This window comes from Xiashengella succiniciproducens (assembly GCF_023674465.1).
Taxonomy (GTDB): Bacteria; Bacteroidota; Bacteroidia; order Bacteroidales; family Marinilabiliaceae; genus Geofilum; species Geofilum succiniciproducens.
Genome location: NZ_CP098400.1, coordinates 2,988,630 through 3,008,216 on the forward strand (window position 1 = coordinate 2,988,630; position 19,587 = coordinate 3,008,216).

15 protein-coding genes are annotated in these 19,587 nt (G+C 42.4%); 3 read left to right on the forward strand and 12 right to left on the reverse strand.

Going from position 1 to position 19,587, the window contains the following annotated elements; genetic code table 11:
- Positions 1-294 precede the first annotated feature (294 nt).
- Positions 295-1,689: a S41 family peptidase gene (locus tag M9189_RS12375; RefSeq protein WP_250723650.1), complete on the forward strand. Its 1,395-nt coding sequence runs from the start codon at positions 295-297 to the stop codon at positions 1,687-1,689.
- Positions 1,690-1,787: 98 nt separating this feature from the next.
- Here M9189_RS12375 and M9189_RS12380 read toward each other — a convergent pair whose 3' ends face one another.
- Positions 1,788-2,540, reverse strand: a complete 753-nt coding sequence (locus M9189_RS12380) for an ABC transporter ATP-binding protein (protein WP_250723652.1) — start codon at positions 2,538-2,540, stop codon at positions 1,788-1,790.
- Complete coding sequence (locus tag M9189_RS12385) at positions 2,537-3,277, reverse strand: MlaE family ABC transporter permease (protein WP_250723654.1); 741 nt, start codon at positions 3,275-3,277, stop codon at positions 2,537-2,539. The genes M9189_RS12380 and M9189_RS12385 overlap by 4 nt, the downstream gene beginning before the upstream one ends.
- A 140-nt stretch (positions 3,278-3,417) precedes the next feature.
- On the opposite strand from M9189_RS12385, the gene M9189_RS12390 reads away from it, so the two are divergent.
- On the forward strand, positions 3,418-4,506 hold the full coding sequence (locus tag M9189_RS12390) for a mannose-1-phosphate guanylyltransferase (protein WP_250723656.1): 1,089 nt from the start codon (positions 3,418-3,420) through the stop codon (positions 4,504-4,506).
- A gap of 64 nt (positions 4,507-4,570) precedes the next feature.
- Here M9189_RS12390 and porN read toward each other — a convergent pair whose 3' ends face one another.
- Genes porN through topA form a run of 7 tightly spaced genes read right to left on the reverse strand, consistent with a single transcriptional unit; the run spans position 4,571 to position 14,136 of the window.
- The gene (gene porN / locus M9189_RS12395) at positions 4,571-5,425 is read right to left on the reverse strand and encodes a type IX secretion system ring subunit PorN/GldN (RefSeq protein WP_250723658.1); all 855 of its coding nucleotides are present in this window, start codon (positions 5,423-5,425) and stop codon (positions 4,571-4,573) included.
- Positions 5,426-5,457: 32 nt separating this feature from the next.
- Positions 5,458-7,002, reverse strand: coding sequence for a type IX secretion system motor protein PorM/GldM (gene porM / locus M9189_RS12400; protein WP_256469246.1), 1,545 nt, complete (start codon positions 7,000-7,002; stop codon positions 5,458-5,460).
- Positions 7,003-7,036: 34 nt separating this feature from the next.
- Positions 7,037-7,996 (reverse strand): type IX secretion system motor protein PorL/GldL, encoded by a 960-nt coding sequence (porL, locus tag M9189_RS12405; protein WP_250723662.1) that lies wholly within the window; start codon positions 7,994-7,996, stop codon positions 7,037-7,039.
- 32 nt (positions 7,997-8,028) lie between these two features.
- A complete protein-coding gene (porK, locus tag M9189_RS12410) occupies positions 8,029-9,360 on the reverse strand; it encodes a T9SS ring complex lipoprotein PorK/GldK (protein WP_250723665.1) in 1,332 nt (443 codons plus the stop codon).
- 50 nt (positions 9,361-9,410) lie between these two features.
- The gene (locus M9189_RS12415; RefSeq protein ID WP_256469247.1) at positions 9,411-10,487 is read right to left on the reverse strand and encodes a PorP/SprF family type IX secretion system membrane protein; all 1,077 of its coding nucleotides are present in this window, start codon (positions 10,485-10,487) and stop codon (positions 9,411-9,413) included.
- 17 nt (positions 10,488-10,504) lie between these two features.
- Complete coding sequence (locus M9189_RS12420) at positions 10,505-11,713, reverse strand: arginase family protein (protein ID WP_250723669.1); 1,209 nt, start codon at positions 11,711-11,713, stop codon at positions 10,505-10,507.
- Positions 11,714-11,724: 11 nt separating this feature from the next.
- A complete protein-coding gene (topA, locus tag M9189_RS12425; RefSeq protein ID WP_250723670.1) occupies positions 11,725-14,136 on the reverse strand; it encodes a type I DNA topoisomerase in 2,412 nt (803 codons plus the stop codon).
- Between the two features lie 211 nt (positions 14,137-14,347).
- Here topA and M9189_RS12430 point away from each other — a divergent pair, with 211 nt between their 5' ends.
- Positions 14,348-16,699 (forward strand): penicillin-binding protein 1A, encoded by a 2,352-nt coding sequence (locus M9189_RS12430; protein WP_250723672.1) that lies wholly within the window; start codon positions 14,348-14,350, stop codon positions 16,697-16,699.
- A 92-nt stretch (positions 16,700-16,791) separates the two neighbouring features.
- Here M9189_RS12430 and radA read toward each other — a convergent pair whose 3' ends face one another.
- The 3 genes from radA to panC all read right to left on the reverse strand — a co-directional run bounded on the left by radA (position 16,792) and on the right by panC (position 19,556).
- Positions 16,792-18,162, reverse strand: a complete 1,371-nt coding sequence (radA, locus tag M9189_RS12435; protein WP_250723674.1) for a DNA repair protein RadA — start codon at positions 18,160-18,162, stop codon at positions 16,792-16,794.
- Between the two features lie 192 nt (positions 18,163-18,354).
- Entirely contained in the window at positions 18,355-18,705 is a 351-nt protein-coding gene (gene panD / locus M9189_RS12440; protein ID WP_250723676.1) for an aspartate 1-decarboxylase, read from the reverse strand.
- Positions 18,706-18,707: 2 nt separating this feature from the next.
- Complete coding sequence (gene panC / locus M9189_RS12445) at positions 18,708-19,556, reverse strand: pantoate--beta-alanine ligase (RefSeq protein WP_250723680.1); 849 nt, start codon at positions 19,554-19,556, stop codon at positions 18,708-18,710.
- Positions 19,557-19,587 lie beyond the last annotated feature (31 nt).

Below are 19,587 nucleotides of genomic sequence, written 5' to 3' on the forward strand. Positions count from 1 at the left end.
AATATTTTCAAAGATCGTTATTCTATTCACTAAGCGCCTTGCCATCTGCAAAGCGGGTGCAAAAATACGCATTATTCTATCCCCTCCAAATATTTCCTGACTAAATTTTGTGAAGATTTTATGCCCCGCAAATCAAGATTCTACTAATCAATCATATAATCATGGAATATTTTTTGCAATCAATTAAAGAAAAATCAAAACATGCTACCCGTATGCATCAAATAGCACATTTATATCTCGATTACGTATATTTGAAAATCATTGTTATAAACCAATTGCTAATAAGCCAATATTATGAAGGCATTTTCAAAACTCAGGATATTACACATGACATTGGCAGCAACCATCTTGTTTACGATGGTTTCATGTGAAGATGACGAAGTCCCCAAAAAGGACAATAATAGTCAGGAAGTCGACATTGTTGAGATCAACGGTTTCATATATACGAATATGAATATCTATTACTACTGGAATCTGGATATGCCAAAAATAGACTATCGTACAGAGACCAATCCTGAAATGTACTTTTATAAACTAATAAAGCAACCTGAGGACAGATACTCTTTTATTACTGACGATGTTGAGGAATTAGAGAAGTATTTTGATGGGGTTGTAAAAAGCCCCGGGTATTCAGTACAGCCATATTACTTCGAACAGGGTTCCAAGCAGATTATTGTTTTCGTAGAGTATGTGTACGCCAACTCTCCGGCAAGCGAGGCCGGACTGAAGCGGGGAGATATGATATACAAGATTAATGACCAGATTTTAGACGATCAGAACTACATAACGTTGTTAAGCCTTGAAGAAAAAGTTATTACTCTTGGTACTATCGTCCAGGGAGAGATAGTCGAGCTTTCTCCCAAGGTTACAGTGAAAGACAAGGAAAACCTCGTTCAGAACCCAATAGTGGCTACTAACATTATCGAGGAGGGCGGACATAAAACCGGTTATCTTGCCTATACCAGCTTTATTGCAAACTATGATGACCACCTTGCAAGTGTTTTCCAACAGTTTAAGGCAGCAGGAGTGACTGACCTTGTTTTGGACCTACGGTACAACGGTGGCGGTTATGTATCCTCAGCTCAGAAACTTGCATCTATGATTGCACCGGCCTCCGTTAATGGTGAAGTTCTTATGTATCAAAAATTCAATTTCCTCCTTAAATCAATCAATGACACCCTGCTTTTCAAAGTAGACAAGGCTTCTAACCTTGATCTTGACAGAGTATATATCCTTACTACAGGAGGAACAGCTTCAGCAAGTGAGATTATTATCTATGGCCTTGAACCCTATATGGAAGTCATCCAGATTGGAGAAACCACCTATGGCAAATACCATGGTTCGATCACAATTAGCGATAACGACATCGAACCAGAAAAACGCAGACACTCATGGGCTATTCAACCCATTGTAATGGAAAGTGATAATGCAAACAGCAGTATTGATTATCTAAGCGGCATGAAGCCTGATTTTGAAATGAAGGATAATTATTACAACGCTGACCTCGGTGATCCGGAAGAACACTTCCTTGCTGCTGCACTTGAACATATTTACACAGGTACAATCAGTGAAGAAACACTTAAAACTGTAAGTCTGAAAAGTTCCGGCATTATATCTAAGCCAGTGATGTCTCTCGTGAATCCTTTGTATGGGACAATGCTCGTGGAAACTCCATCACTTGATAAGTAACCTGGTAAAGTGCATAACTAAGCATAAAAACAACAGCCCCGATCTGCCTATCGGGGCTGTTTTTATTCTCTCTAATTATCAACCTTATCACTAGCGATTTATAGTCTGTCCCTTATTGTTTTGAAAAATTTTGAAGCAAAAATAAAGTCGTTAAGTTCCTTATTCTCGCTGTGCAGTATTTCTTCCTTAGATCCTTCCCAGTACTTCTCTCCGTTGTAAATAAAAATAATATTCTCCCCAATACCCAAAACAGAGTTCATATCATGGGTATTTATTATAGTGGTTATATTATACTCCTTGGTAATCTCATGTATCAGTTCATCAATCACTATGGCAGTCCGGGGATCAAGACCGGAGTTGGGCTCATCGCAAAAAAGATAACGGGGATTCAAGGCAATTGCCCGTGCAATTGCCACACGTTTTTGCATACCTCCACTTATCTCAGAAGGATAAAGGTGGTTGACATTAATCAGATTGACCCTGTTAAGACAAAAATTTGCCCTTTCCCTTCTTTCCTCCAAACTCATTTCGGTAAACATATCGAGAGGAAAGCGTACATTCTCCTCCACTGTCATTGAGTCAAAAAGTGCCGACCCCTGAAAAAGCATGCCAATCTCCTTCCTAAGATCACCTCTTTCCTTATCTGACATTGCTGTGAAGTTTCTCTTATTGTAATACACCGAACCAGTATCGGGCTTATGCAGACCAACAAGTGATTTAAGCAACACTGTTTTCCCAGAACCGCTCTGACCTATTATCAGGTTAGTGCTTCCTGCCCTGAAAACTGCATTTATATCCTTTAGTACGACCTTGCCGTCGAATGATTTGTTTATATTAACCGCCTCTATCATGCCAGCATCAATTGAGTAAGAACAAGATTGAAAAGTAATATTTGTATGCTGCTAACTACAACAGCCTTGGTGCTGCTTTGCCCCACCTCAAGAGATCCGCCCAAAGTATAATATCCCCAATATCCGGCTATTGTTGTGATTAGAAAAGCAAAGACCGTTGATTTGATTAGAGCATAAGTAATATAGAAGGGAACAAAGGCATATTGCAATCCATAAATAAAATCTGCCGAGGTAACTACATCTGCAGTAGTACCGGCCACCCATCCTCCAAAAATCCCTACTCCCATACTAATAACCACAAGTACCGGCATCATCAGAATCATACCAATGACCTTGGGTAATACAAGATACCCGGCAGAATTAATCCCCATCACATCCAGCGCATCTATCTGCTCAGTAACCCTCATTGTTCCGATCTGCGAGGCTATATGAGAACCAACTTTGCCTGCCAGGATAAGTGAAACTACAGTACTTGAAAATTCAAGCAACATTGTGTCACGAGCACCCACACCAAGCGTATACTTAGGTATAATCGGAATCTCAAGATTGTATGCAAGCTGAAGGGTAATAACAGCACCCATAAAAAAGGAGATTATCACAACTATACCCACCGAACTGAGGCCAAGTATCTCCATCTCCTTGCCAATCTGCTTCAGGAAGATACGATGCTTCTCAGGACGGCGAAACACATTACTGAGAAACAAAGCATAACGCCCCAGATGAAAAAGAAAATTCATATTTCGTATATTTAAAGAAAACCTGGCTTAAAACTTGAGGTTCCATTTTACGGAAATGATACGGCAAAAGTACCAAGCACATTACAAATATTAGTAATTTCGTTACATAAAATACAATATTACCAAATAAAACAAGTAAAATGAGGAATAACACTTATTGTGTAATTATGGCCGGAGGAGTCGGGAGCCGATTCTGGCCATTAAGCAAAAGCTCCACTCCAAAGCAGTTTCTTGACATCCTGGGTACAGGTAAAAGTTTGCTCAGGCAAACTTTTGAGAGATTTATCCCTATTTGTAAACCGGAGAATTTTCTTATTGTTACCAGTTCCGAATATGGATCCAAAGTACTTGAGCAATTACCCGAGATTTCCCCTTCTCAGGTACTAAAGGAACCCTTCCGTCGTAATACAGCACCATGTATTGCCTATGCTAATTCATGGATACGAAGCAGGGAAAAGGATGCAAATATCATCGTTAGCCCGGCCGACCATTTAATAATAGATGAACAAAACTTCCTGGCTTCTATTCAAAGAGGCCTCGAGTTTGTAGAAAACAATCAGGCTCTCCTTACGCTGGGTATCAAACCTCACAGACCCGAAACGGGTTACGGCTATATACAGGTGGGCAATGGTCTGAAAAATGAACATCCTTCATTTTTTAAGGTAAAAACCTTTACTGAGAAACCCAATGCAGAACTTGCAAGGGTATTTTACGAAAGTGGAGAGTTTTTCTGGAACAGTGGAATCTTCCTATGGAGACTTGAATCCATCGACAAGGCTTTCGCTGAAAGCCTGCCAGACATACAGTCATTGTTCAGAAAACTCGACAGTGAAATTGGCAAGCCTTCAGAGACACAAGCCCTAAATGACATCTATGTAGATTGTCAAAACATCTCAATCGACTACGGTGTGATGGAGAAAGCTCAAAATGTCTATGTCCAGACTGTCAGCTTCGGTTGGTCAGACCTTGGGACATGGTCCTCTCTTTATGACTACTCCAACCTCGACAAAGACAAGAATGCATTAATAAGTGGCGATGTTCTGCTTTACGAAACATCAGGCAGCATTATCAACATACCTACCTCAAAGGTCGCAGTTATAAAAGGCCTAAAAGACTATATTGTAGTGGACTCAGGCGAAGCCTTGCTAATATGCCCCAAAGACAGTGAACAACAGATCAGGCAGTTTACAAATGATATAAAGACCGAATTCGGAGACAAGGTGCTGTAGCAAAAAACAAAAAACCGGGCAAAAGCCCGGTTTTTTTTATCTCATACAACATCGAGAAAACAAATTAGAACTCCCAGAGATCATGTTCGAAGTTGAAGATCTCATTCTTGATTCTTTCTGACTCCAATCTTGCATCTACACCTACTGCATAACTTTCAATGCTGCGGTTGTCATACATATTGGCTTCCTGTACTATGTAGCTACCAAAGTAACGTTTGATAAAGATATCATCGAACGAACGACGTTGAGCATCATTTCCTGCATTAAACACTTCATAACGTGCCAACAGGTTTCTGGCTTCAGGATAGTTAATCCAGAAAGTCTGACGCCTTACTACCTCACCGTTTTCGTCAACATATTCACGAATTGGGCAAAGACCAATGATACGAACGTCCATACGTGAGTAGTTACGATCGAAGAACCACACCTCCTTAACCATTATTTGCTTCACTTCTTCAACACGAACTTCACGGGTATAGGTTACCTCTTCGTATAAATTGGTTTCGGGGTTGAAAATTTCACTTACTTCATCAGTAGCCCCCATTCTCTCATTTACCATCTCATAGCTGATAGGTATTTTAAACTCATCATCATTTATTGAGTACACAGGAAGACCCTCATGTTGGATTCCGTAAAGTAGTATACTGATAAGACTGTAACGATCATCCTTAGGAGTTATAGGATAATACAATGGAAGATTCATCCTTTCTCTAAGGTCAATGATTCTCCAAACCCTCTTTGACCATAGAATGTCAGCTTCACGTAGGGATGGATAAGGCACCGGTTTCTTATTACTAACATGTTCCTTTTCCACAATATTGTCTATTGGTTTGGAAGTACGCTGCGCAGAGCTATCACTAACTGATAACGCAACACCCAAAACCACCAGGCCTATGAAATAAATCCACTGTTTTCTCATCGTTGTATTGTTTAAATATTTCCTTATTCAAATTAGTCAATGACCAAAGTAATTGATCCTAATGAGCGACGACGTCCGTCTGGTCCCATCGCCTGAATATCCTGAATCATAACTCTCTGTCCTCTGGACAAGGATCGCATCATATCTTTCTGCTCCTGCGTAAACAAGTTATTGTTCGACTTGGCATCAACCAGGTAACCATTCCTTAGGATTGCCACAGTAAACTCAGTAACTTTAAATTGAAGGTCAAACTCAAAGTCTTCCATATCTGCAACAACTCCAAGCTGTGCTAGTAACAAAGCTTTAGGAATTGCACCATCCCTCTGATTATTAACCTTTGCAACCGGGTCAGGTATCCTACGGATACGAAAATTCTTCTTTCCAAGGTTACGTGCAGTAGTGCCATTTACCTTAGCAGAAACAGAAATCACAGCTTCACGTCCTGCGGTACCGGGGGCCGGTTCTACAATATAACCACCACCTCTACGGGTAATCTTACCGGTGTTTATAGTAACATTTAGATTCTCACTCGGGATACCTGGAACTGATATTTCAACCGGGTTCTCAATACCCTCGTAGAATACGTTCATCTTTGTCGGAGAAATCACAACATTGGGAGCAGAAACCAGGTATTTACCCTGAATTGGAAAATGACGGTCTGTACCATCAGGACCTTTAATTATAACATCACCTTCCCATGACTTCTCACCTACATTGGATGCAGGCACCCTGTAAATACCACGACCACCAATAGTCTGCAACTCTGTGCCGTTGATTGTTACAATAGGGGGCTGGGTCGTATCACGACCAGCAACCATAATCTCTGCATAATATTCATCACCTTGAATCACATAATCCGAACGCTGTAAAACCAACGCTTCAATGGAATTAAACTTGAATGCATCCTCATCTATACCAATAAATAGCCTGTTTACAACATCCGATTCCATATTTCTAACTGATGTCTGGATCTGGCTTAATATTGCCATAGAAGCAGCCATCGGGATGTGTTCAAACTTTTCACTCTCCCAAGACCTGTTGTCAGGATTATGCTCAGGATCCTTTGTTGAAAGAACCTTTTCAATATTATCCCTAAACTTGTCATCATCAACAAAACTCTTCAGGAGTTCCCGGTACTCATCTATCATCCCCTTCAACTCCTTACTCCTGGCAGCATTCCTTTCAGTTATCATCAACTGGGCGGCAATATCCTGATTACTTACCGACGCATAATTCTCTGGCGTGGCTTCAGGACCATCGGCAGTTCTTACAAATAAGTATTTCAAACTGTCAATATGGCTTACCAGAGCATCTGCCTTCTCCTTAATCTGAAGACTCTTCTGCAGACTTGTCTCCACCTTACTTGGGTTGGTAGCATGAGCCTGATAAAAATCATCATACAAGGAAGCATTTTTTCTCTCTACTGATTCCTTGGCCTGAAGAATACTTCGATCAACCAGAAGAAATGCATTCAATAATTCACCTGATACGTTCAAGGCAAGCATAGCAGTCAGCATGAGATACATCATGCCTATCATTTTTTGCCGCGGCGTTTCAGGACAGTTACCACCAGACATATTCTATTCTCCTTTAGGTTTTAAAATAATCTGTTTATTTACCGCCCCCACTCATCGCGCTCAACATGTTGCCATAAATTGTATTAAGCTCACTAAGAGTCTTAGACAGGTTGGCAACCTCCTGCTTGTATAGTTGGGTATCAGCAACAGACTGGTTTAGATGCTTGCTAATCTCAGTAAGACTATGGGCAAGTTCCTGTGATGAACTAACCTGTGCATTGATGCTGGAAAGTTGAAGTTCATAAGCAGAATTCAAAGAAGCCAACTTTTGATTTGCTTCAGCAAGGCCCTCAGTATACTTTTGTCCATCAGAAGCTATCTTATTCACCTGTTGGCTCATAGATTCGCCTATTGCCTGATATGATTTAACAAGGTTCTCACCTGTTGACTTAATTGTTTCTATAAAGCCGCTTCCAGTCTTAGTAAGTTCCTCAGAGAACTTAGCACCACTTTCAGCAACGATCTTAGCTGTTGATTGATAACTTCCGGCAAGGACTTCAGCAGATTGACCCAGGTTTGCCTGAACCGTAGACAGATCACCCACACTTTTTGCAGCCGACTTCATAGTCTCAAGATAAGCCTGAGTGGCTAGACTGGCATCATTCAACTGGGAAAGCCCACTGGCTGTGTCCGACAGTTTCTTCAGACCCTGACCTAATTGCTCAACTGTTGAAGCATCTATGGAACCTGACTGTATCAATGCAGCCAATTCACTTCCACCGCCGCCGCCACCACCTACATTGTATCGTGGTTCCAGTCCAACAAGTTCAGGGAATACCAGACTCCAGTCAGGCATTTCATGCGGAGGCTCAAAAGCTGAAAGAAAAAATATTACTGCCTCTGTTCCCAGACCGGCAATCAACATATAACTAGCACCCGGAAGGTGAAGAATTTTCCATAATGCACCAAGGATAGCAACAGAGGCACCAATGCCATATACCTTGGCCATAATCTTCTTATAGAGGGGGCTAGCAAAAAAACCACTTCCACTCATGACTTTAAATCTTTTAGTGTGGGCGAATTAAGTTAATTTCCAATATAATCGCGGATACACCTGAATCCAATATAGGACTTGGCTGAATCCTGGTATTCATATGTGCGTGTGCTGTTTTGAAGGAAAAGTGCAATATCCTTCCATGAACCTCCACGGATCACCTTACGCTTCATTACATGATGGTCACCGGGCAGTGCATTGTACTGATAGGTTGGGCTGATATCGTGCATAAACACTGGTGAAGATTCATCAAAAGCACTTGAAGTCCACTCTGCAACATTACCTGCCATATCATACAATCCGAAATCATTTGGATGAAAAGAGGCCACATTCATCGTATACATACCACCATCATCTCCGTACCTACCCCTCAAAGGCTTGAAGTTGGCCAGGAAGCATCCTTTATCATTACGTGTATAAAGGCCACCCCATGGGTAAATATTGTTACTCAGTCCGCCACGTGCAGCATACTCCCATTCATACTCGGTTGGCAGACGATAATCCATTACCGGAGGCTGACCCTTAGATGTCAGGAAGTTGTTCAGCAACTGAGAACGCCATACGCAAAAAGCATTAGCCTGCTTCCAGGTAACACCCACTACAGGATATTCATCAAAGCCAGGGTGCCAGAAATACATTTCAGTCCAAGGCTCATTAAATGAATAAGTAAAGTCTGCTATCCAAACCAATGTGTCAGGATATACATTTACCCTATCCTTTAGGATGAAAGCTGAGCGATCATTTATAGGAATAATTTCCCCAAACTGATTTGCAACTTCTCCTTCGTATGAGTTTGTTTCAAAATTATAACGATTAGTACGCTTTGCAGCTTGTTGCAGATCAACCCACTCGTAATCATAGTTCAGCTTACGTGTGTCAATCTCTTTCCTGTTGAAGAATCTTTCATTCTCAGGCAGGAAAAGTTCTTCAAGGATCTCAGCATACTCCTCGTTGTCCCATTCTAATCTGGATTTCCAGTTAATCAAAGGAACATCTAGCGGATTTCCAAATTCATCCTCGGTGAAGAGAAACTCTTCCTCGAATTGCTCACCCAGCATACGGCGAGCTATACTGTCACGTACCCAATATACAAACTGGCGATACTCACTGTTTGTGATCTCAGTCTCATCCATCCAGAATGAGGGGATAGACAAGGTTCGAGTTTGGGTCGTCATTGAATTTGACAGGTCCTGGTCATTCAAGCCCATATTAAAACTTCCTTGTGGAATGAAAACCATTCCGAAAGGATCAGGCTCATAGAATGATCCACGACGAGAAACTCCAACGAGCTCTCCATTTCCGGCATTCCCACAACCGGATAAAATCGTGAGTAAAACGATACCAAGGGCAAGTACTTTTTTCATAGTCTTCGAATATTCTTAATCAGTACTGTTATAGTCAATTTCTTATTTGTTTACAAAAACCTAACACTCTTATATCGCTTATCTCTCTTTTCAAGGGAGAGATCAAATGAATACCCTAACATTATTTCATGGGTACCGTTGCTACCCGCTCTACTCAGGTCAGAGTTGCTTATATCATAACAATAACCAACCCTTATTCCATTAGAAAGCTCAAACCCTGCCATCACTGCCCAGGCTTCCTCAAGCCTGTATGTCACTCCTCCCCAGTACCTGTCCTGCCAGTATAGTTTTACATTCATATCTGTCTGCCAGGCAGGCCCACTCTTCTTTACTAATATTGAAGGCCTTAGCTCTATCGGATTCTCTATAAACTGATAGAAATAGCCAGCCGTGAGGAAAAAAGAACGTGGAATATATACGTTGAGCTGATCATTAAAGTTTGCATTTGGAGCAAATAAATGTAAAAAAGATATGCCGGCATAAAAGTCAGGGTGAATAAAACTCACACCAAATCCCGCATCCGGCGTTATCGCCGTCTGCTTACTTTTAGACACTACAGGATCTGTTTCTGAATGATAATTACTATCTGATGGTCTGAACACCAGTTTTGTACCGTCAAAGGCACTGTTTACAAAACCTACACTCGCCCCAATACTCAGTAAAGACTCATCCAAAAAGTAATGTCTGGAAACAAGACCACTGACTGTGAGCGTATTTGCAAAACCGGCAACATCATTCATTACTATCAGCCCCACACCACTTTTACTGCCCAAAATATTCATCCCCATATCACCCCCGAAAACCGTTGTTCTGGGAGCATCATCCATACCTACCCATTGGCTCCTGTCCAGTGCAGTCAGATTAGTTCTGCCGGTGCTTCCAGCAAACGCAGGATTGTATACAACCCTGCTAAACATATTCTGACTAAACTGAGGTTCATATTGTGCCAATGCCTCGTAATTCGTGCAAAATAAAATAAAAAACACAAAAGAACCAGTACACAACAATTTTAAATAGGAACAGCTACCTTTAGCTGCATATTTCACGTCACGAAAAAAGAACTTCCGTAAAGCAATCAAATGCACCTTTAAACCGCTACTGTACTTGATTTTGGACACTAATTCCATATACGTAAACTTATTCTTTAAAGGTTACATTTTTTATCCGGGGTAGGGTTATTTTTTTTATCTTCTTTTGTAATTGTAGAATGCTTTACAAACATCCGCCACCATCTGGGTGGAGGCTCATTCCTTAATGCTGCCCTATAGTCTTCCCGACCACATGATATCCATTTGTTATCAGGAGCTGGAGATTTAACCCACCATCTGTCATTAGAGGTATTGCGACAAAAATACAACTGCTCGTCAAAGGCCTCAACAGGAACCACATACTTCCTGTAAGTGCCTGATGCTTCATCGGGCTGATCCGCAGCTCTTCCAGCAAATCCATCCAGAAAATGCCATACAAGCTGACCAGCTAACATGGCATTATTGTCTCCACTATCGCCTACAGGCATTTCAAAAATTCCTGTAATTCTTACATTATGACAGAGACCTGCATAACGAAGTATCCTGCACATCTCAAACGGTTCAATACCATGACTACTAATAAGGTCATTGCCAAACTGAGGCTGATACCTCATCATCCTATAGTCAAGACTCAAAACATTAGCATCACGAATCAAAGGCTCTACACGATGAAGATTTCCCCCCCTGATATCCCCCAGCCTTACGTATTCATAAAAACGTGAACTAAGGAAGTCAAGTTGAGAAACCGCTGTAAGATAACTCTGAATACCGAAAACTGTAACATCCTCTATTGCCTTATCAAATTCACTAATCAGGTAACCCAACCAGGTCCGCGAAGAGAAATCATCATCCTCGGTATCTATATCAAGCATCGCATCGCCAACTGATAGATTTATCGATTTATTTCCACTTCCGGAGATTAAGCCTTTTGTCATTGGCAGGGAAAGGTCCTGACTCCCTCCGAGCACAATCACGCTTTTGCCATGTTCGATAAACCAAGCTACAGCCTCCTCAAGAGCAAGATACCTGTCATTCAGACTGCTACCTCTCAAATTACCGGCATCTCCTATCATAGGACAACCAGCTGGTGCAGCAAGCGAATACAAATATTTCCTTATCAAGTCTGGAGCTGAGCCACAATCTTTGTTGTCTGCAGAGTTGCGTGCCTCACCTGCTCCAATTAGTACAACACTAAAAGACGTATCCTTAAACCAGTCACTCTGACCCTTGTAAAAAGACACCTTGCCAGCAAGGCTTTCTCCTAATGGGATACCTGCTATTGCTGCGTTACCGTTCTTTTTATATGGCTCAAAATAATGGTCCACATCTATACCCTTTACTTTTTCTTCGTCCTTGCTTTGGGTTTAGCACTTGTCTTTGCCTTTGTCTTGGCTTTTGACTTTGCTTCCTTCTTGCCTCCAGATTTGGCATCACCCTCAGATACTATCTTCCGACAATCCTCTAGTGTCAATTGCGAAGCCTCTGTACCTTTGGGGATCTTGTAGTTAGCATTGTTAAAGCTAATATAAGGCCCCCATCTTCCATTGAGAATTTGCAATTCCGGTTCTTCTTCAAACGTCCTAATTATCCTATTATTGTCTTTTTCCCTTTTTTCTTCAATTAATTCAATAGCCCTCTCAATAGAAATCTCCAGTGGGTCATCGACTCCTTTCTTAAGAGAGGTGAACTTACCATCATGTCTTATGTAAGGGCCAAAGCGTCCTACCCCCACCACAACGGTTTTACCTTCATATTCTCCTAGGGTTCGGGGTAACTCAAATAATTTGAGGGCCTCCTCAAGAGTGATGGTTTCAATATGTTGACCCTTTACAAGGCTGGCAAAGACTGGTTTGTCATCCCCTTCATTGCCATCACCCAGCTGAGCCATCGGACCATAACGTCCAATCCTTACAGACACGGTCTTACCAGTGCGCGGATCGGTACCCAACACCCGTTCACCGCTATTGCGTTCTGACTTCTCAAGTGTCTCCTCCACTTTCTGGTGGAAGACTTGATAAAACCGGGCTATTGAGTCATTCCATTTCAATTCCCCTGCTGCTATGCTGTCAAATTCCTTCTCAACCTTAGCAGTAAAGTCATAGTTTACTATATCTGGGAAATATCTTACAAGGAAGTCATTCACGACCATCGCGATATCAGTTGGGAAAAGCTTGGATCTCTCGCTTCCTGTAATCTCTGTAAGTGTCTTTGCAGTAATCTTTTCTCCCTTAAGGGTAAGAGAACGGACCTGTCGGGGAGTCCCTTCGCGGTCCTCTCTGACAACATAACCTCTTTGCTGTATCGTACTGATAGTAGGAGCATAGGTCGAGGGTCGACCTATGCCAAGCTCTTCAAGCTTGCGAACCAGGCTTGCCTCTGAATAACGGGGAGGTTTTTGCGACCAGCGCTCCTTAGCCTCCAGCATTCCACGTTCAAGCTTATCCCCCTTTTTCATGGCCGGGAGGAAACCTGGTGCTTCCTCATCCTCCCTCTCATGATCGGTCGACTCAATATATACTTTCAGAAAACCATCAAATAATATTACCTCTCCCGATGCCTGGAAAACAAATGGCGAGCCACTGACCTTAATATTTACATTTGTCTTCTCGATTTTCGCATCACTCATCTGAGATGCAATAGTACGTTTGTAGATCAGGTCGTACAAACGCTGCTCAGCTGCTGTACCACTAATCGAAGGTTTATCGAGATATGTGGGACGGATTGCCTCGTGAGCCTCCTGGGCACCTTTGGAAGTAGTCTTGTATTTACGGGTCTTTACATACTCCTCTCCCATTTCCTTCCTGATTTGATCAGCAGCCAACCTGATTGCAAAATCGGAAAGATTGACAGAGTCGGTACGCATGTAGGTAATCTTTCCCTCTTCATACAGACGTTGGGCAATAGACATGGTTTGCCCTACTGAAAAGCCAAGCTTGCGTGATGCTTCCTGTTGAAGAGTAGATGTTGTAAAAGGTGCCGCAGGCGATTTGACAAGAGGCTTGCGAACCACCTCATCAACTTCAAATGAAGCCTTCTTACAGTGCTCCAGGAATTCCTCTGCTTCCTTCTCGGTCTTAAATCGCTTGTTGAGCTCTGCCTTAAATTCATGAGTGCGTCCATCCTCGACTGTTACCATAAATTTGGCTGTCACTCTGAAAGAGGACTCAGACTGGAAACTAAAAATCTCCCTCTCACGTTCAACCAACAGACGAACGGCCACAGACTGAACCCTTCCTGCCGACAACGATGGCTTAACCTTCCTCCAGAGTACCGGAGATAGTTCAAAGCCTACCAGACGGTCAAGCACCCGTCTGGCCTGCTGGGCATCAACAAGATTCCTGTCAATATTTCTGGGAGTTTGTATGGCGTTAAGTATAGCCGGCTTCGTAATCTCATGGAATACAATGCGCCGTGTCTTATCGGGCTTCAACTCCAAAACTTCAGCAAGGTGCCAGGCTATCGCCTCTCCTTCACGGTCCTCATCGGAAGCAAGCCATACCGTATCCGATTTATTCACAAGGGTCTTCAGTTCCTTTACCAACTCCTTCTTTTCCGGGGCCACTACATACTGAGGCTCAAAATTCTTCTCAATGTCAATTCCGTAATCTTTCTTGGACAAATCACGAATATGGCCGTAACTAGACTTAACTACGAAATCTTCACCAAGAAATTTTTCAATTGTCTTGGCCTTTGATGGTGACTCCACAATCAGAAGGTTCTTCCCCTTCCCTTTTCCTTTTTGCTCCATTGCAGCTAGGCATTATTACATGAGCGGAATCAGCAGATTCCGCCGGGCAAATTTATAAAATATTAATTACTATGGCCTAAAATAAATCTAAGCTCCCTGTATAAACAAAATGAACGTACAAGGATGCAAAAACTTATCTTTACCTTAGGAAAATAAAATATAGCCCTATATTTTCATAAATTTACCCCGGAAAATCTATTACTCAATAAACATGAAAGAAAATACACCAAGAGTAAAGAAGATAGTGAAATATATGTACGGCACCTTTATTGCCGGAGTATTATTTCTGGTACTTCTGTTCTTTCTGATATCAGCCGGGGCTCTGGGCTTTATGCCAAGTTTTGAGGAACTCGAGAATCCGGAAAGCAATCTGGCGACTGAAATATATGCTGCCGACGGAGTACTGCTGGGAAGATTCTTTCTTGAAAACAGGAGCCGCGTTGAATATGATGAAATATCTCCAAATGTAATTAACGCCCTTATCGCAACTGAGGACAAACGGTTTTATGACCATTCAGGTATTGACGGAAGAGGGCTTATGCGGGTACTGGTCAAGACTGTATTGCTCAGGGAAGAGAGTTCGGGTGGTGGTTCTACAATTACCCAGCAGCTTGCCAAGCTGCTCTTTCATACCCCGGCCAAGAGTAAGCTGGAACGCGGCATGCAAAAACTTAAGGAATGGGTTATTGCAGTAAAACTGGAAAGAAGCTACACCAAGGAAGAGATTTTAACAATGTATCTCAATAAGGCACCTTTCATCTATGACGCCTATGGTATAAAGTCTGCTGCCTCAACCTTTTTCAATACCTATCCTGACTCTCTCAAAATTGAAGAGGCTGCAGTTTTGATAGGTATGCTGAAAAACCCATCATTATATAACCCTGTAAGAAGGCCGGAACTTACCCAACAACGACGCAACGTGGTACTAAATCAGATGATGAAAACCAAGTACCTTACAAGAGCTGAGTATGACTCACTTAAGAATCTTCCTATGGTAATCAACTTTAACCGTTCTGACCATGTTGGCGGTTTGGCGCCATATTTCAGGGAGTATCTAAGAGTTACGCTTACAGCCAAGGAGCCTGCGCGTGAGCATTACGCTTCATGGCAGATGCAGAAATTTAAGGAAGACAGTATAGAATGGGCTACTAATCCTCTCTATGGTTGGGTCAATAAACGACTTAAGGGAGACGGCTCTATCTATGACATTTACCGTGATGGTCTGAAAATATATACAACCATTGATTCAAGACTTCAGTCATATGCCGAACAGGCAGTAATAGAGCACATGTCCACAGACATCCAACCCAAGTTCACCACCGAAAAGAGAGGTCGTGCACGAGCTCCATATACACAGCATATCTCACAGGAACAATATTCAGGAATAATAAGGAGAGCAATTCAACAGACTGATCGTTATAGAATACTCAAAAGCCTGGGTGTATCTGAGGACTCAATAATGAAGGCATTCAAGTCGCCTGTTAAAATGCGGGTTTTCTCCTACAAGGGAGAGATAGACACTATAATGACACCTCTTGACTCTATCCATTATTACAAGAGCTTCCTAAGGTCAAGTCTCTTTTCGATGGATCCGCTTACCGGCCATGTAAAAGCTTATGTCGGTGGTATCAATTATAAGCACTTCAAATACGACATGGCAACTGACGGTAAACGTCAGGTCGGTTCAACAATCAAACCCTTTGTCTATACTCTGGCAATGCAGGAAGGTCTGACACCATGCGATCTGGTACCAAATGTCCCTCAGACTTTCTATCTGCCAACAGGTGATACATGGACACCGCGTAACTCGTCGGACAAGAGATCCGGGGAGATGGTATCACTTAAGTGGGGTCTGGCTCAATCCAACAATAATATTACAGCCTGGATTATGAAGCAGTACAATCCCGAGGCTGTTGTAAGAATATGCCGTACTCTTGGAATCAGAAGTCCAATGGACCCAGTTCCCGCTCTGGCATTGGGTACACCAGACTTCACTCTCAGGGAAATGGTGGCAGCATATGCAACATATGCAAACAAAGGAGTACATGTTGAACCTCTATTTGTGACAAGAATAGAAGACCGCTACGGCAACGTGATTGAGAGCTTCACTCCAAAGAAAAATGAAGCCATCAACGAACATAATGCCTATCTGATGATTAACCTGCTTCAGGGTGTAGTCAATACGGGAACGGGGGTACGTCTTAGATTAAAATACGGACTCAAAGGAAGCATTGGCGGAAAGACCGGTACCACACAAAATAATTCAGACGGTTGGTTTATTGGTGTTACACCTAACCTGGTGACCGGGGTTTGGGTTGGTGGTGAAGAAAGAGATATTCACTTCGATAATATTTCTTTGGGACAGGGTGCAAATCTTGCCCTTCCAATCTGGGCCTTATACATGACCCCGGCATATAATAATCCGGAGCTGCCCTACTCTCTTGAAGATAGCTTCGAGGCACCGGCAGGGTTCAACATAAATCTTTTCTGTCCTGATGAGTATGTACCGGTATCAGAAGAAGAGATTGAGATTGAAACAGTAATGGGTGACGAACTATATTAACAATCAATTTATTACTGCGAAAGGTTCTGCCATAGAATGCGATAATTTATAAAGGCAGGCATTGAGGCAACAAAAATATGAGGCATTCCGGATCAGCTGAATAAGCTCCGGAATGCCTCTTCTATTTTGCCGCACTGCTGTATACGTATCTCAAACTTGTTGAAGTTAATCCCCTTGTTATAACGAGGGATTATTATCGTTTTAAAACCCAGCTTTTCGGCTTCAATAATACGCTGCTCAATTCTGGTTACAGGTCTTATCTCACCTGACAGACCGACCTCTCCTGTCAGACAAAGATCCCGCGAAACAGGCAGATCTGTATTGGATGACAGAATGGCACTCACAACAGCCAGGTCAATTGCAGGGTCGGTTACCTTCAGCCCACCTGCAATATTAAGGAAGACATCCTTTGCAGCCAGTTTGAACCCGGCACGCTTTTCAAGTACAGCCAGTAACATATTAAGTCTGCGCAAGTCAAACCCAGTTGATGATCTTTGTGGCGTACCATAGGCTGCAGTACTTGCCAATGCCTGAACCTCTATCAGAAATGGACGAACCCCCTCCAAGGCAGCACAGATCGCTATTCCGCTCATTTCCTCATCCTGATGGGCAAGCAGCATTTCGCTGGGATTGGTTACCTCCCTCAACCCTCCGCTTTCCATCTCAAAAATTCCTATCTCCGAAGTTGAACCAAAACGGTTCTTTACTGATCGGATGATGCGATACATATAATGACGGTCGCCTTCAAATTGCAGCACAACATCCACCATGTGCTCAAGTACCTTGGGACCGGCCAGACTGCCTTCCTTGTTGATGTGTCCAATGAGCAAAACCGGTAGGTTTTGCTCCTTAGCAACCCTAAGAATAGCAGCAGATGATTCTCGTACCTGGGTAACACTTCCCGGAGCTGATTCTACACCTTCCCTTTCAAGTGTTTGGATTGAATCAATTATCAGAATGTCAGGTTTCTCATTATATATATGAGCGATAATCTGCTCAACCGATGTTTCGCATAATATCAGGCAATGGTCTCCATGATCAGGCAAGAGACGGTCAGCCCTTAGTTTGATTTGCCCCGGACTTTCCTCACCTGATACATATAGCACCTTATACCTACTTAGTCTCAGTGCCATTTGCAGGACAAGGGTTGACTTCCCTATACCCGGTTCGCCACCCAAAAGAATAAGTGATCCGGGAACCATCCCACCTCCAAGCACCCTGTTTAATTCCTCAATACCTGTGTCAATCCTGGGCAGACGTTGTGTATCTATTCCGCTTACCGGGAGTGGCGTTGCCCTGGTTATCTCACCTGGCAAAGGCTGCGACCTCAGACTATTCTTTCCGGTCTGAACGACCTCTTCAACAAAAGTATTCCACTCACCACAAGAAAAGCATTTTCCTATCCACTTGGGAGATTCAGTACCACAGTTACTACAGATATATACAGTTTTAGTCTTGGCCATCTATTAAGTAAGTTTATCTCTCCTGCAATTTACAAATAGTTTCAGACTTGTGAATGAGGTATGGTGATCAGGTATGGACATAAAAAGAGCTTTAACTGCACCATCATGATGGTTCAGTTAAAGCTTATTAGTTTTAACCCTTCTCTATGAAAACATCGCGCCTTCCTCAATTCAAAGAAAGACAGCAGGCCTTTAGATAAGCCTGTTGGTAGCCGTGTCGGGAAAGACAAAGATAGGCTTGTGTCCCTTAGCCTCATCAACCGGAATTATAGCATAGGTGATAATTATTACAACATCACCTACTGCAACCTTACGAGCTGCAGCGCCATTCAGGCATATTACTCCGGAACCTCTCTCGCCCTTAATAACGTAGGTCTCAATTCTCTCACCATTGTTATTATTAACCACCTGAACCTTTTCGTTCTCGAAAATATTGGCGGCTTCCATCAGCTCCTCATCGATAGTAATACTACCGACATAGTTGAGATTTGCCTCCGTTACAGTTACGTTATGCAACTTAGATTTAACAACGTGGATAAGCATGATTAAGCTTTTTTGTAAACAACATTATCAATAAGTCTTATCTCACCGGTATGCACTGCAATACATCCCACAATATAATCGCTTTCATCCCATGAAGACACCTCCTGAAGTGTATTTCCATCAACAATTGAAAAATACTCAGTCTTCAACTCCGGTGTAGCATCGACACTATCAATAACATATTTTACCGTATCCCCAACATTATGAGTTGCGGCAAATTTACAAGATTCAAATAATGTTCGCGCAATAAAAGGCGCACTATTTCTCTGCTTTTCGTTCAAAAGCAGATTTCTGGAACTCATGGCAAGTCCGTCAGCTTCCCTGACTATAGGGCAGGCAACGATCTCCACCTCCAACTTCAACTGCCTTACCATCTCCCTGATCACCGCAAGTTGTTGGAAATCTTTTTCCCCAAAAAATGCCTTGTGGGGTTTAACAATATCAAACAACCTGCTGACTACCTGCGCAACCCCGTTAAAATGACCCGGTCTGTACTTTCCTTCCATCACCTTGTCAATCAACCCGAAATCAAATACCCTGGTATCGGGTTCGGGGTATATATCCTGAACAGTCGGTGCGAAAATAAGTTCACAGCGCGTTTCTGAAAGTAACTTCGCATCCTTTTGAAGGTCACGAGGATAACGTTCCAGATCTTTTGGATCATTAAACTGGGTAGGGTTAACAAAAACACTTACAACAACAACATCGCAATGGCCGGATGCTATTCTTACAAGCGAGAGGTGACCTTCATGCAAGGCTCCCATAGTGGGAACAAAGCCGATTGTTTTCCCTGCCGTTTTTAACTCTTCAACCTTTGAAGAGATTGAAGATGAAGTTGTAATTATTTCCATTAACAATCAAAAAGAAAAACGCGGCAAAATA